The sequence below is a fragment of the Psychrobacter sp. HII-4 genome (genome assembly GCF_904846595.1).
In the GTDB taxonomy this organism is placed as follows: Bacteria; Pseudomonadota; Gammaproteobacteria; order Pseudomonadales; family Moraxellaceae; genus Psychrobacter; species Psychrobacter celer.
Map to the genome: position 1 here is coordinate 11,514 of NZ_CAJHBJ010000012.1, position 15,264 is coordinate 26,777.

General features: G+C 36.1%; 9 protein-coding genes, 1 pseudogene and 1 other annotated feature. Of the genes and pseudogenes, 6 read left to right on the forward strand and 4 right to left on the reverse strand.

Annotated elements, in window-relative coordinates:
• Window positions 1-120 precede the first annotated feature (120 nt).
• From JMX98_RS07550 to JMX98_RS07570, 6 genes and pseudogenes are all read left to right on the forward strand, one after another.
• Window positions 121-6,552, forward strand: a complete 6,432-nt coding sequence (locus JMX98_RS07550; protein ID WP_201585664.1) for a hypothetical protein — start codon at window positions 121-123, stop codon at window positions 6,550-6,552.
• A complete protein-coding gene (locus tag JMX98_RS07555) occupies window positions 6,464-7,150 on the forward strand; it encodes a hypothetical protein (protein ID WP_201585666.1) in 687 nt (228 codons plus the stop codon). Before JMX98_RS07550 ends, JMX98_RS07555 begins: the two co-directional genes overlap by 89 nt.
• A 238-nt stretch (window positions 7,151-7,388) precedes the next feature.
• A pseudogene (locus JMX98_RS07560) lies at window positions 7,389-8,671 on the forward strand (IS3 family transposase).
• Window positions 7,664-7,780 (forward strand) — a sequence feature (AL1L pseudoknot). Its footprint overlaps the pseudogene before it by 117 nt.
• Window positions 8,649-8,795, forward strand: a complete 147-nt coding sequence (locus tag JMX98_RS14085) for a hypothetical protein (RefSeq protein ID WP_227680084.1) — start codon at window positions 8,649-8,651, stop codon at window positions 8,793-8,795. Before JMX98_RS07560 ends, JMX98_RS14085 begins: the two are co-directional and overlap by 23 nt.
• A 9-nt stretch (window positions 8,796-8,804) precedes the next feature.
• Window positions 8,805-9,674, forward strand: a complete 870-nt coding sequence (locus JMX98_RS07565; protein ID WP_227680083.1) for a DEAD/DEAH box helicase — start codon at window positions 8,805-8,807, stop codon at window positions 9,672-9,674.
• Window positions 9,675-9,831: 157 nt separating this feature from the next.
• Window positions 9,832-11,037, forward strand: coding sequence for a hypothetical protein (locus tag JMX98_RS07570; RefSeq protein ID WP_201585668.1), 1,206 nt, complete (start codon window positions 9,832-9,834; stop codon window positions 11,035-11,037).
• Window positions 11,038-11,062: 25 nt separating this feature from the next.
• Here the strand turns inward: JMX98_RS07570 and JMX98_RS07575 are convergent, their stop codons facing one another.
• The 4 genes from JMX98_RS07575 to istA form a co-directional block, all read right to left on the reverse strand.
• A complete protein-coding gene (locus tag JMX98_RS07575; RefSeq protein ID WP_201585670.1) occupies window positions 11,063-11,971 on the reverse strand; it encodes a viperin family antiviral radical SAM protein in 909 nt (302 codons plus the stop codon).
• A 277-nt stretch (window positions 11,972-12,248) separates the two neighbouring features.
• Window positions 12,249-12,596, reverse strand: a complete 348-nt coding sequence (locus tag JMX98_RS07580) for an integrase core domain-containing protein (protein WP_201585672.1) — start codon at window positions 12,594-12,596, stop codon at window positions 12,249-12,251.
• A gap of 105 nt (window positions 12,597-12,701) precedes the next feature.
• Complete coding sequence (gene istB / locus JMX98_RS07585) at window positions 12,702-13,445, reverse strand: IS21-like element helper ATPase IstB (RefSeq protein WP_201585674.1); 744 nt, start codon at window positions 13,443-13,445, stop codon at window positions 12,702-12,704.
• Window positions 13,438-15,021 (reverse strand): IS21 family transposase, encoded by a 1,584-nt coding sequence (istA, locus tag JMX98_RS07590; protein ID WP_201585676.1) that lies wholly within the window; start codon window positions 15,019-15,021, stop codon window positions 13,438-13,440. Before istA ends, istB begins: the two co-directional genes overlap by 8 nt.
• Between the last annotated feature and the right edge of the window lie 243 nt (window positions 15,022-15,264).

Sequence of the window (15,264 nt, forward strand, 5' to 3'; positions counted from 1 at the left end):
TAGTTCGATTGCCCTGCAGGTCTTCTGGGTCTACGGGATTGACCGCAGGGGTCAAAATGGTTATAACCAAGCATTGATATCAAAGCTATTTCAATGGGAACTTATAAGTAGAAATAAATAGTGAACACTAACAACACATCAATACACTACTCCCGAGCTGGCGATATTTTTCATTATCGCTGGGCTGCTAAACGCTGTCTCAATCTATTAGACTTTAATACTGATTTAATCTCTATAACGATTGAAGGTTCACATCACCCTGGTTTTTCAGGTGAAGATGTCGTTGACTTAGCTGAGTACCGAGAAAATGACAAGGGGGAAAAATCCGTAGAATATTTTCAATTGAAACATTCTACGGTTAGAGCTGATAAAGCATTTACGATCTCAGAGTTGGAAGACAGTATCGCTGGATTTGTACAACGCTTTATTGAACATCAGCATACCGATGCTGAATATGATAATTTTAAGTTTACTATTATCACTAACCGTAAAATTAGTGATAATTTTAAACAGAACGTTTTAAGTATTGCTAAAAACGAAATAGAATTAGTAGATGCTACATTTTTAAAGACCGTTAAAAAATATACTAAAATAGAAACAACACCCAAAAATACGAAAAAAGAAAATAAAAAATATAGACATTTATCTGATTCAGAATTACAAAAATTTTGCTCTTTACTGACGCTTGATGATAGCGAAGGCAACTTTAATACTCAAAAGCATGATATTCATCGAGCACTAAAAAACACTACGGTTTTAAGTAATATCAGTTCTACTGAGAATAACTTGATTGCGAGAATTTGGCAAAAAGTTGAACCAAATCAGTCCAACACCATATCACGTCAGGATATGTTAGATGTCTTTGATATTTTAGACATCGATGAATTTTTTCCAGCACCACCAAAGTTTGAAACCCTAGAAAAAAATATCATACATCGACAACAGCAAGATGAATTGATTCAGCATATAATAAATAATACATCAAGCCATACCATTATTACTGCAACAGGTGGCGTAGGTAAATCTATATTTATAAATTGTTTTAAAGAAATTTTTGCAGAGTTGAATAACAACCATATTGTGGTAGCTTATGACTGTTTTGGTAATGGTGGATATCGTAAAACGAGTGAAACAAGACATGGCATTGCAACCGTCACAACACAAGTAATTAATGAGCTTGCTCAGTACGGGCATTGTGAAAAAGTTGCTCCTATTAATAATCAACCAGATAGCCAATGGATTAAACATTTTCTTAGAAAAATTAATGTCGTTTGTACACAGTTAGCAAAAAGGGATGATCAGGCTCTATTAGTTATTGCATTTGATGCCGTTGATAATGCTGTTATGGCCTCTGAAGAACTAGGTGGGAGTTGCTTTGCAAAACAGCTATTAAAAGAAGATATACCATCAAACTGCCGTCTTGTTTTTACTTGTCGTCCGGAGCGTATTAATTTACTTGATGCACCGAGCCCAATACAACCAATTGAATTACAGGGGTTTTCAGACACTGAATGTCTAGAATATTTGCAACAGCACTTTGAAACAGTATCTGCTAGTAATGCAAACGAGTTTAATAGCCTAACGAATGCTAACCCTCGATTGCAGTCTAACGCATTGGCACTACACCATACATCAATTGATGAATTACTATTATCTTTTAATGCAGAACCAGTAACCGTTGACGACTTAATTGAACAGCAACTCAATGATACTATCAACAGATTAAAAGATAAGTTTCCAAAAAATAATCAAGAAGAAATTGATAGTATCTGTATTGGTCTAGCAACCCTACCACCTTATATCCCCTTGGAAACCATTGCCAAAATTGCAAAAGTCGACGAAGCATTTGTTAAAAGCTTTGTAGTTGATTTAGGGCGACCGTTGTTATTAATAGAAGACTACGTACAGTTTAAAGATGAACCAACCGAAACATGGTTTCACAACAACTATTCAGCAAGCACACAAAAAGTTTCTGAGTACGTGGATATTATTAAAAAGCTGGAAGTGACACCCTATTTAGCAGAATCATTACCTTTACTACTATTAAAAGCAGAGAGGTTTGAAGAGTTGGTTGAGTTGGCATTATCAAACGATTACTTGCCTAACCTTACAGAATATGATGATACTCTCATTAAGGTGGCTCGCTTACAATACGCTTTTAAAGCTTCTTTGAAACGTAATAAATTACCTGAAGCTTGTAAATTAGCGTTTCTTGCAGGTCAAGAAATTTCTAGGAACGAGACTCAAAAAAGATTATTAGCTAATAACATTGATTTAATGGGGCAGTTTTTATCTGAAGAACGTATTAGTGAGTTCGCTCATCGCAGAATTTTTACCGGATCATGGCATGGTTCACGGTTGGTCTATTCTTCTGCATTATTTTCTGAATTAACAACATATAAAGGCAAAGCAAAAAATCAACTTCGCAGTGCAGAACATCACTTAAATCAGTATTTTAAAAAGCGAGATGAAGAGGAGAGTGATGATGTACATACTGATGAGAAACTAGTAAATATTGAGATATTAGAGCTTATGTATACCCATCTAAAGCTTTTCGGTGTACAAGATGCGGTAAATTATATACTTAGATGGCGTCCGCCCAGCTGTATTTATAAAACCATTTTGATGCTATCAAACAGGTTAATCGATAAAGGTGAGTTTGATACAGTAAAGCAGATGGTACTGTTAGGAAAAAATAACCCAAGCTTGGTTATTGCAGTGACAGAAGCATTAATGAGCGTTGGTAGAACACCGCCAAGAGAATGTCTTGTACAGTGCTCAAGGTATATTCTTAATCCCAAGTTATTATTAGATAAGCCCGAAGATTTAGATTTTAAAAAAGAGTCCTATACAAATCATACTTATCTTAGCTTTTGTGAGGTTTGTATCACACATAAGCTCGCACCTCAGAGTATTAGGAAGGTTATTAACCATTATTTTCAGCCACCAAGATTATACGCCCTCGCCGATAGTCGTTCTCAATACGCAGAAGAACAGTATAATTTCATGAGATATGTTGCGATACAAGCATATTTAAATAATGACATTGATAATATCACCATAGAAGCCTTTATTCCGCATTCGCTAAATTCTGATAAAGATGACTATGAAGAACAACGTAAATACAGTGAGGCTGTTAAAAACACCGAAACCTTATTACCCGTTGCCCTACTTAGAATGAAAGCGTTAGCGCTCGACTTAGATGAATTTAATACTGATATTAATAACAGTAAAGATACCATGACATCGAGTCATCATGGCTCATATCACGACTACAATACCATCTCATTCACGCTAACAAAGCTTAAATTTGATAGTGTATTATTTAGTTCAAATCACGAAATTATAGATGTTTTTTATCAAACTTTTCCTCAATTAAAAACTAGATTCCAAGATTATTTTTACTTTCTGCGTGCAAGTTGTCGCACTCAAGCGTTAGAAAATTTATCAGAATCTATTGAAAACGAACTCGTAAAAAAACTCTCAAAACCTGATTTAGAAGAAGAACATGAAACTTATGCCGAAAATTATATCAATCTAGCACGAGCAGTTTTAACGGTTAGCCAAGAAGACAGCAGAGCTTACTTTGATAAAGCACTGGCAAACTTTGCGAATATAGGACAAGATTCATTTTATCGCTGGAATGCCGTTACTGCAATTGCTCAGCGTAGTGCTGATGATGGTGTTGATAATCCACAGCTTGCTTATAGATACATAGGTTGTGCAGAAATGATGGGCGACTCAGTTGTCAGAGAAAAGCATTGGGATAGAAATGAAGCAATAGCAACCTGCTATAAAATATCGCCACTTTCAGCTTTTGCAACAGTTAATCGCTGGAAAGAACGTAATGTAACTCGGCATTACAACCAAACTGCTACAGTTGCCAATTGTGCTTTAGATGCCAAACACATTCCACCTGCGATACTCTGGTCATTATCAGCCTTCTCATGGGACTATGACTATCACGGATTCTTTAAAAAAATAATACATCAAGAAACTGATCGTACTAACAAGCAACATATTATAGATATGTACGTCCGAGACAGACGTATTAATGGCGATACTGGTGAATGGTGGCAAGATGTTACGGATATTGCTCAGCAGTATAACCTAACAAATTCAGAATTGCAGAACATTAATCTACTGACTAAATTAGCCAAATCTGAAAACCACAGTAATAATATGGCAATGAATTCAGTCAGTAGCTCCACCACTATTAAAAACTTACCTACAGATGATGAAAAATACCAACAATGGCTAAAAACTTACAGTAGTTTTGATGTTTTGACCGATGATGGATTTAATAAAGCCTACGAAATATTTGATTATAACAGACAAGCGCATTATGGCTATTTTTGGCAAGGGTGTTTTAAGAATATTTCTGCTAGACAAGCTGTTACTTTTTTAAAGCTCATTGTGTATTCTGAAAAACTATCATTCTATACTATTCGACACGCTTTTGAAGAAATTCCACAAAAATGGAAAGATAGACTAGCAGTACAAGAAATTTGGCCACAGTTAATTACTCATTTAGCGTCTAGATTCCCTGTTAATTTAACTAAAGACTTCCAATATAGCTCAACAGAAAGCTTTTTAGCTTGTTTTGAATTAAACAATCACAATAATAAAACTAATGAGGCAATCAGAAAAGGTGTAAGGCAAAGATTAGAATCATCAAATAACTTTGAAAGTGCAGAGTTGTTATTTCAATTTGTTGATTATATTTCCAGGGAATTAACTGTTGAAGAAGCAAAAGAACTGTTAAATTTTACCCTATCCTGTTTTGAGCAATTTATAGAAGATGATTATGCAGATGGTCAATGGCAAGACACCTACCAACTGCCTCAACACCATACTCAAGGATTAATATATTTTATCTATACAAATTTAGGTTCACCATTTGCTGAAGAGCGATGGCGTGCAATACACGCAGTAATTCGTTTATACAGGTTAGGTTGTTATAAAGAAATTGAGCAATTAATCGATTGCTTGGATACAACTATTTTACCTATATATTTACCACCTAATTTTGAGTTCTATACCTTACACGCCCAACAGCATTTATTAGTAGCCTTAACAAGGTGTGCTTACTTTGATGCTCAGCCATTAGTCCAGTTTAAAGAGAGGTTTGCTACACTTGCTGAAAAATTAAATCAAAGCATTATCATAACTTATTATTCTAAACAAATATGCTTAGAAATAGAGAAACAACAGCCCAATAGCTTTAATCCTGATGAAATTAATAAACTAACTCAGCTATGTACCTCACAATTTCAATCAATAAACGAAAAACCATATTCTTATACAACTGATTCTCCTTGGCACGCTGATGGAAAGATGGACAACTTGCCTGACTTTCGTTTTCCTTTTGATTTTCAACAGTATTGGTATCAACCATTAGCTAGAGTTTTTGGTATCTCATCTCAGCAAGTGCAGGATATTGCAAAAGATATTTTATTTAATGAATGGAATATTCAACATCCTGGCAAATGGCTAGATGATGCGAGAAAAGATATTTGGAGTGAACTAAATCGCAATAGTTATTATAGAGACTATGAAATGCAAGGCAGACATGGTAGCTACCCCGATGTCGATACCTATAACTTATATATTGCTTATCAGCTAATGATGGTAGTTGCTCAAAAACTTTTATCCTGTATGCCAGTCGTACAAGAATCCTATCATGAGAAGTGTTCATTTTTAGAGTGGCTTGACAGACATTTATTATTAAAAGATAACTCGCAATTACTCGCCGAAAACAGAGACTATATGCCAGTTATTCGCAGAGAGTGGGTACATGAATCCGACTCTGATGAATGGTTGTGGAGTCTTACTGCTAATGATTTTATTGATGTACTCATTCACCATGACGATTCGGGAATATGGCTAAATGTTGATGGTAGCATTGCTGAATGTGAATATGACCGTATAGAGAACATTAGCTTTTTATCAGTATTAGTACCCCAAAAATATAGTCAATCTTTGCTACTTACAACCGAGAACTACCATGATGAATATGATTATTACTGCTACTTAGGTCGTTTTTGTTCTGATAGATATAATCGCGATATTGAAAATAATATTGCAGAAAACTCGAATGATATTATTGCATATCAATGGTTAGAGGATATCGAGTACGAATATGATTTAGAACGAAAAGACTCTTTTGTAAGTGACATTAGAGCTCATCCATCTAAACTCTGTAAATCTTTAGAAAAACAAATAACCATTGATTACTCACAAAACTACAAAGAGTGGCGTTTTGATGGTGAGGTGTGCTTTAAAAAATTTTATTGGAGTGCCAATAAAATTTATGACAGAGAAAAAGAAACCTCATCAGCTCATTATGGTCTGGCTAAACTAGATTTCTTGCAAGAAATCTGCAAAAAAATGAATATGGAAATAGCCATTCAAGTTAATATTAGACGAGGCTACACAGGCTCGTATAGAAGGAAAATAAATAATGACAGACACTTACCTTACAGCAAAACCTTCATCTTATCTGCTGACGGAAGACTTAGAGACACAAGAAAAAGTTATCGACTTGGGTAAAAAACTACTCGCTAACTTTAGCAAAAACGATGATGACGTCATTATAGCGTGGATGGCAAACTATCTTGCAGAGCAAATGCTGTTAGCAGAAAATGGCTGTGATGAGGCTAAAAAAGAATGTTATGATACGATATTGAAATTATGGGAAAAACGAGCTGTAATGCCTCAAGGTTACAGACCGTTCGAGAGTTTTGAAAGTCTTATAGATGTTTTAGAGTCGATAAAAGTAGAAAATAGCCCTAGATACAAAATATCAAAAATCCTAGATGAGTGCAGTGGTAAAGTAAGTAATGATAGTCCAGAAAATCAATGGTTAGCATCAGTAAAATCTGTGGATGATTCTGCAAAACAGTTGATCAACCATTGTCTTGAGCAAGCAATTAAAGAAACGACCGATGAAAAAACAAAAGAATGGTTACAAACATTACAAGACATTCCGTATGATGATGAAATATTAGATTTGATAAATTTTTATTCCGATGAAAAAACGGATGAAGAGAAATATACAGAAGATTTAACAAACAAACTTCAACAGATAAAGAGTCTTGAGATCTTGTGTCAGAAAGTCCGTGAAGATATTGAAAAAAGCTATCTGTAGAGTAATGCCAGTCAGTTAAGTCTGACTGGTATTTTTTTTGGGATTGTAAATACCGGTGTAATGGACATTTTTCATGCTGGCGTAGGGTCTAACGCTATATACTATCTATATTTTCAAGGAATCAAAGCCATGAATCAAAAAACTGCCATTTTTGTCGTGATAAACACACCAAGAAGAATGGACGTAAGTGAACCGCCCCGAGATTGTCGGAGACTCAACGCTCCAAGAGAATACGACAATGAAAACACGAAATTATATCCCTGAAATGAAAGAGAGCGCCGTCCGTATGCTGATTGCAGCTAAAGACGATTACCCATCCACCTGGTCAGCCATCAAAGCCATAGCGCCAAAGATAGGTTGCACGCCTGAGACCCTACGATCATGGCATAAAAAGCACATTGATAAAACCATTCCTGCAAACATTCAAGCTCAAAGCCAAGCGGAGCGTATCAAAGAGCTTGAACGTGAGAACAGAGAGCTCAAGCAAGCCAATGAGATTATAAAGAAAGCTGCTGGACTTGAAGCCCAGGCGGAGAAGGGCCGCAAACCCAAGTAATGGTTGATTTTATTGAAGATCATAAACAACAATATGGAGTCGAGCCAACCTGTAGAGTATTACCGATTGCTCCATCCACATACTATCGTGCTAAAGAACTAGAAGAGAATCCTGAAAAGCGTTCACAGCGTAGTCAGCATGACGATTTCTACCTTAATGAGATTAAACGTATCTGTAAGAACAGCAAATGCCGATACGGTGCTCGTAAAGTTTGGCAACAGTTGAAAGCAAAGGGTATACATCCTGCACGCTGCACTATAGAGCGGTTAATGCGTCAGCATGGTATGCAATGTGTTTGGCGAGGTATGGGTAAGATAACGACTAAGTCTCGTGATGATCAAAAGCGTGCTGATGATTTAGTTAATCGTAACTTTAACGCCCATCGCCCTAACCAACTATGGGTAGCTGATTTTACCTATATAAAGACATTGAGTGGTTGGGTATATACTGCTTTTATCATTGATGTGTTTGCTCGCGCTATCGTTGGTTGGAAAGTATCAGATCGTATGAACACGGATATGGTGATGGCAGCGTTAAATCAAGCCATTGCAGACAGAAATAACCCAAAAGATGTGATTCATCATAGTGATCGCGGCGTTCAATACTTATCCATTCGCTATACTGATAAGATGGCTGATTCTGGCGTTATTGCATCTGTTGGTACAACCGGTGATTCATACGATAATGCATTGGCTGAAACGGTTAACGGGCTTTATAAAACAGAGGTGATTGAATATTTAAAACAGCAGTGGCGGGATGCGTAGGATGTTGAATTAGCAACCCTTGAATGGGTCGTCACTCGAGCATAGCTCTCGCCTTGCAAAGCTAAATCGATACTTAATCGATTTTTAACGCTTCTCAGGTTTAACAAAACTCGCATTCATAGTACGATTGGTTATGTGTCGCCTTTTGAGTTTGAGAGACGATACTATGATAGCCTTAATGAGTCAGACAAAGCTGCCTGACTCAAGCAATCCACTCTCCGATATAGTCGGGGGCGGTTCAAAGGTGGATTTTGAGATTGCTTGTACAGGTACGCCTGTAGAAAACTCACTGGTTGACCTATGGTGTTTATTTGATTTTATATAAGAAAATCTACTGGGTTCGCTTAGTGAGTTTAACAAAGAGTATCGTCGTCCTATTGAAAAGAAAGACGATGGAGATAGCGCGATAATAGATGAGCTTCGTCAATTGATTGAGCCGCAAGTATTAAGACGTATGAAGCATGATGTCGCTGAGCTACCAGCAAAACACGAAGTTAATGATTGTAAAAACATTGAAATGTCAACGCTGCAACGCACACTCTATAAACAAGTATCAAATGATTGTAGAAGTTTGTCTGAACAAGGACATAAGGGTGTTATGTTAACTGCATTACATAGTATGCGAATGATTTGCGCTCACCCTCTAAAGTTGCAAGAGCAAGCAACTATCAAAGATTCACCTAAAGCTGAGTGGTTAATAAAGATGTTAGAGACCATAAAGCAAAAAGATGAAAAGGTTATTATCTTTACTGAGTTCAGACCTATTCAAGTATTTTTAAAACGCTTTCTCCTTGAGCGATTTGGATTAAACGTTACTACAGTGAATGGGGATTCAAACACTAACAGTAGAGTAGGCTTAACGCGGCAGGGTATTATTGACAAGTTCCAAAAAGTGAATGGCTTCAATGTGATTATCTTATCCACGGTGGCAGTTGGCTTTGGTGTGAATATCCAAAAAGCGAATCATGTGATCCACTACACACGTAGTTGGAACCCAGCTAAGGAAGATCAAGCAACTAATAGAGCCTACCGAATTGGGCAAGATAAAGAGGTTTACGTGTACTATCCATCTATTGCAGCAACTGATTTTGAGACGTTTGAAATTAAACTGGATAAGCTACTATCAAGTAAGCGTAGTCTTGCTGATGATACATCGAAACCAAACGTAGAGCTCACTCAAGAACTGATTCAATCGATTTATTGAGTAGGGTTTTTGACGCAAAGCGCATAAACACTGTACTTCAGTAAGTATATTTACAATTAGGATAGACAGACTGTGACTAGTAAATAGAAAAAAGACCATAATGATTTAAAGATTTATATCTAGGCTACAGATCAGTTTAGAACAAGAGATGCTAAATATGTTGGATGAAAATATTAACCTCTTTAGTAACGAAGCTGAGAAGCAGCGCTATGAATATAGTATGCTACCAACACAGCTACTGATAAAAGGAATCCCTGAATGTAAAAGCTTAGTAAAGCAGCTGACAAAAGGGCTATCTAAAATACCTAAAAAACGGCAAGTTCAAGTTGCGGGTATTTTTGATAACTTAACCACTACTCAGAAAAAAGGCAGTATTAACAAGGAAGATATAAACCTTGAAAAAGGTAAGCTAATCGATAATCCTTATGAGACTATATTGCGGATGTTTGGTGCTGAGACCGCTAAAGAATTATTAAAGCATACTAAAATCATGGATACATGTTTAAGCGAAAAGCTCAATACTCAGTTTATTATTGACTTCAAGGACTATTTGTCTGATACATTCAATTATAAGGATGACGCTCTTCATGCTGACATGCCAGCAGACGAGTTCTATCTATATTTAGTGTTGAGTTTTATCGCCCATCTTGATGCCTGTATCCACCATGCGGCTTATTCAAAGGCTATTGCACCTATCAGCTTAGGCTGGCTGTTCATGCACAAGTTAAATCCAGATAAGTGGTACTATGACTCAACCAATAAAAAGTATAATTTAATCAAGAAGAATGGTAGTCCGTTTACTTGTACCTCGCGCTCTTTTATTCATTTATTACTAACAGTATTTTATTTTCAGAAGCACAAGAAAATGCCTACAAGTTTGTATGGTATTCGAAAAGAAATTGACTGGCAAGTAGAAGATAAAGAAGGGATATTAGATGAGTTTATTTATAAGAAAAGCGAACGAGATAGCAAGAGAAACTGGATCAGTCTTGAAGAAGTGTATTGGTTAGTTGGTATGGAGAACTCTGTGAAAGACGACTCTAATAAAATATTGGTTAATTCTCAAAAGTCATTCATTAATTATATTAAAACAGATAACGTTAATGAGCTTGCAGGCTCACCTCCCAGTGTTGAAGGAATTATATGGTTTATCTATGCTTTTTTTCAGAACATCTACGAGCGAACGAACAAATTGAACAGAGCTACTAAAGAGCAAAATTCTTTTATCTACGACGAATATTATGATTTATGGAGGTCATTCACTAGTTTTTATGAACAACACAACGATGAGCTAGATAAAAATGAACGTACTGAGTGGCCTGATTATTTAAAAAAGCAAGCCACACCGATAGCTACCAGTTAGCAGAAAACTCTCAATATATAGTCATTTAACCTAACTCAAGCACATCAATATGATTGTTTTTATAGCGTCCATGAAATTTTTCAGGATCAAACTCTATTTCACTAAATGCCTGATGAATACCGATTTCTATAATTGGACTACTATAAACATACCCCTTCGTAGTATTTGAGTTTTGGAAAAATTTTCCTACAGGGTCAATCATGAGGTAGGAGTCAGTCATCTCGTCATTATCTTCAGAAGAGATAATACTGTCAAACTCACTGTGACGATCTAAAAACTGAGAAAAATCGCTTTGGGATATATTATTTTCTTTAGTGATTATTGGTAGAACTTTAAATATCTTCCATTTAACAGGTTCTATCTTATTAATGAAAGAAGATAAATCTTCATTTTTATTTAAATTACTCACAACAGTATTGATCTTGATGTCGATATTGGGATTTAGTTTTTTTATAGTTTTGATGTCTTCTGACAGTTTCCTGACATCCATAGGATTGTTTTTTTCCGATCTTCCAATTGTTAAGTTTGTTTGGTTGTCCAAGGAGTCAAGACTGAATCCAATGCTGCAGAAGTTCATTGCAATCAAATCTATCAACTCATCGTTTAGTCGGCTGCCGTTTGTGATTGCAGATAGGTTAAGGTTTCTTTGCTTAGCATGATGAATAATCCTAGAAACCTTCCTAAAGCTTAGAAAGGTTTCACCGCCTACTAAATTTAAACGTATACTATTGAAGTTTGTTGGATAGCTATTGTTTAATATTGTTGGTAATTTACTAATTTCATCTAATAAACGAATAGTAGCTGCTTCGTCATTCATAACTTCGTTCTTTTGCCTATTCCATTTGGCAAAGCAGTAACTACATTTATAATTGCAAGCCTCGGTAATGTGCCAGTTTACGACCAGCTCTCTTTTAGGTTGGTTTTTATTATTCATGGATATTTCCACTTGAAGTGATTAGAATTAAGATAATGACAGTACTTACTCTAAAGTTTTATAGAAGCCGAATCTCCCCCGAAAAGACGAATTTTGATAATTATTTATATTGATATATGTTTAACCATCAAAAAAGCCAGACAATTTAAGCTGTCTGGCTTTTTTGATGGTTAACATTTGTTTATTTTCTTTATCTGTCCGCCATAAAGCATGCTCACATATTGCGCATAACCAACTGTAAATACCCCATTCTTAACACAACATCATCGTAGAATAATTAAGCCACCTGCCTATAATCGGCAGGTGTCATATCATTAAGTGAATCATGGGGTCTTTCGTTGTTATAAACCTTGATCCAGTCTTCAGTCAGTTGAGTAACCTCGTTTAAATTGTTGAAAAGGTAGCAATCTAAAACCTCATTGCGATAACTGCGATTAAACCGTTCAATATAAGCATTCTGATAAGGGCAGCCAGGCTCGATATAGTCAACATAGATACCATGAGCTGATGCCCAATCAGTGAATATGCTGGATGTAAACTCACTGCCGTTATCCACACGAATTTGCTTAGGATAACCATGCCACTCGGCTAACTGGTCGAGGTAGTGCAAAATAACCTCTCCCATACCCACCTATTCTTATCAAATGTGACCACCAAATGGTAAATGACGTGACCAGTCATTATTACCATTCGTGACCACATTAATTTCAGAATAGAAAACTATTCAATATTATCCATCAAAAGCATCTGCCACTTTTCTCATAGATTTACCTTTTAATTCTATGATGTGCGCTTGATTGATAACCCGATCTAACAAAGCATCAGCGATCGTTGAATCACTGAACTTATCATGCCAATGCTCTATTGAAAACTGACTAGTAATCATTAGGCTTCCGTTCATGGACTGTAAATCAATAATTTCTAGTAATAATGGTGCAATTTGTATATCTATATGACCTAAAGCGAAATCATCGATGATCAATAAGCGACTCTTTATCAATTTTCGTCTTAATCTAATTAAACTCCCATTAAGTAGTGCATCACTTAGCTCTTCAAATAACTGCTGTGCAGTTATGAACAATGTTTCATAACCTTGTCGACAAGCTTGAATACCTATAGCGCAAGAAAGCCATGTTTTACCAGTACCTGTTGCACCAAATATCAATAGGTTCTGTTTTTTCTTTAACCAACTACCTGATGCTAAGTGCTGTATAATCGCTTTATCTAACTTGCGACTGGGCGCATATGTAACTTCTTCAAGTCTAGCAGAAGGATAACGAAACTTTGCAGCTTTTATCAGCCTTTCAATTCGCCTTTGATGTCGATTTTGTATTTCAGCATCGCTTAATAGACTAAGTATTTCGCTAAACGATAACCCTTGTTTTAAGTATAGTTCATAATTGGTATCTAATAATTCGACAAAGCTAGTTAATTTTAGCTCATTTAATTGTTTACGTAGTGTTGTATTAAGCATGACTATTCTCCAAGCTGGTATTTTGTTGAATAATGTGCTGGTAATAGCCAGCACCTCGAATATTTTCATGACAAATATCTGTATGAGTTTTGCCAGCCTTATTATTCAACTTTAAATAGCTTTTACTGGATACCAACTTTTTTAGTGTTGATATATTAAATGACTGCATATTAATCGCACATTGGCATGCACCATCAAGACGTTCCTCAAAGTTATTATTTACAACCCAGTCTTTAAACTCTCTAAATTTCAATGAGTTTGACTTAAACTCCCTTTTATTTGCCAAATACTCATGCGTCCATAGCTCACAATTCTCTCCCCATTGCCCAGACCATTGTTTTAAGTAGTCAATATTTGATCCAGCTTGATACTGATGGTCTTTAGGCATATGGTTAATATCAATCACATCAAGCTGACCATCACTTGCGATAGCATGAGAAGCAATACGATTACGCTGATAGTACATTTCAATCAATTTGTCCGAGATTGCTATGTCAATTTGTTTATGTGCATATTGATACGGTACGCTATAGCGCACTCCATCCACTACCACTTGATAAAATTCATCGACTCTTTGGGCATACAGCCAATCCCTAATTTCAAAGCTAGAGTGAGGTAATGGCGTTAAATATGGTTTATCAAGCTTCAAGAATTGCTCATATCTTGACGTAGGAAAACGTTTAGTGGTTTTAGCATTTAGCTCAATCAATCCTGTTAAAATAGCTTCATTTAACTCATCTAATGAGAAAAAAGTACGATAACGTAGTTTTGCTAAAATACCTCGCTGTACGATTTGTACACATACCTCCGCTAACCCCTTATCTTTGGGTTTACGTGGTCGAGTTGGATTAATTGCAAAGTTATAGTGCTCAGCAAGTTCAGCATAACTTTGATTGATCTGTAGCCGAGTTTTAGTGTTGGTGATGACAGCAGATTTTAGATTATCAGTAACGACTTGCTCTGGTACACCTTCAAAATAACGAAACATTTCAATATGACAGCGTAACCAGTCTTTAATTTTCTGTGATTCAACAGCATAGGCAAATATATATCCCGATGCTCCCAACACCCCAACAAATACCTGTACGTAACGCACTTCACCTGTATCAGAGTTCTTTACTGGCATAGTACGACCACAGAAATCGACCAACACTTGCTCACCCACTTTATAGTGTTGACGCATGGATAGCCGATTGGTTTTACGCCATTGTCTATATTTACGGGCAAACTGTGAGTATGACAGACCTTCAGGGCAATCAATTCGGTATTCTTGCCATAGTAGCATTAGCGTCATATCACGCTTCTTTAGTTCATCGTTTATGTAATCCCAATCAGGTTCGACTTTGTGAGACTGTTGATAAACTTTAGGCTGTGAGCCTAACTGGGCTTCAAACTCATTATTAGGTAGATTCAACAAATCATCACCATGTATGGTGCACCGCTTATAGAGTTTTAATACCCTGCCAACAGTGTTATGTGAAATGCTAAGCATACTAGCGATTTTACGTTGACTATAGCTTGGATTAATTAAATGATATTGAATGATTTGACGTTGAGTTTTAACATCTAAACGCATAAATATTTCCTAAAATAGATTAAATATATCAATGCGCAAACATAGATGCTCGGTTTCTGATTGACATCATCAACTAGAAACGTAACAATAGTAATGTCGAAGCTTGAAAACGACACCTGTGCAGTATCTGTGTGTATCAGACACGGATACTGTGCATCTTTATCTACGCAGCCTGTTTATTCAATTGTTGATAGATTTTTTTAGTCCATAACCCCCTCCTGTTTGCGCTGTGTTTTATCGTGC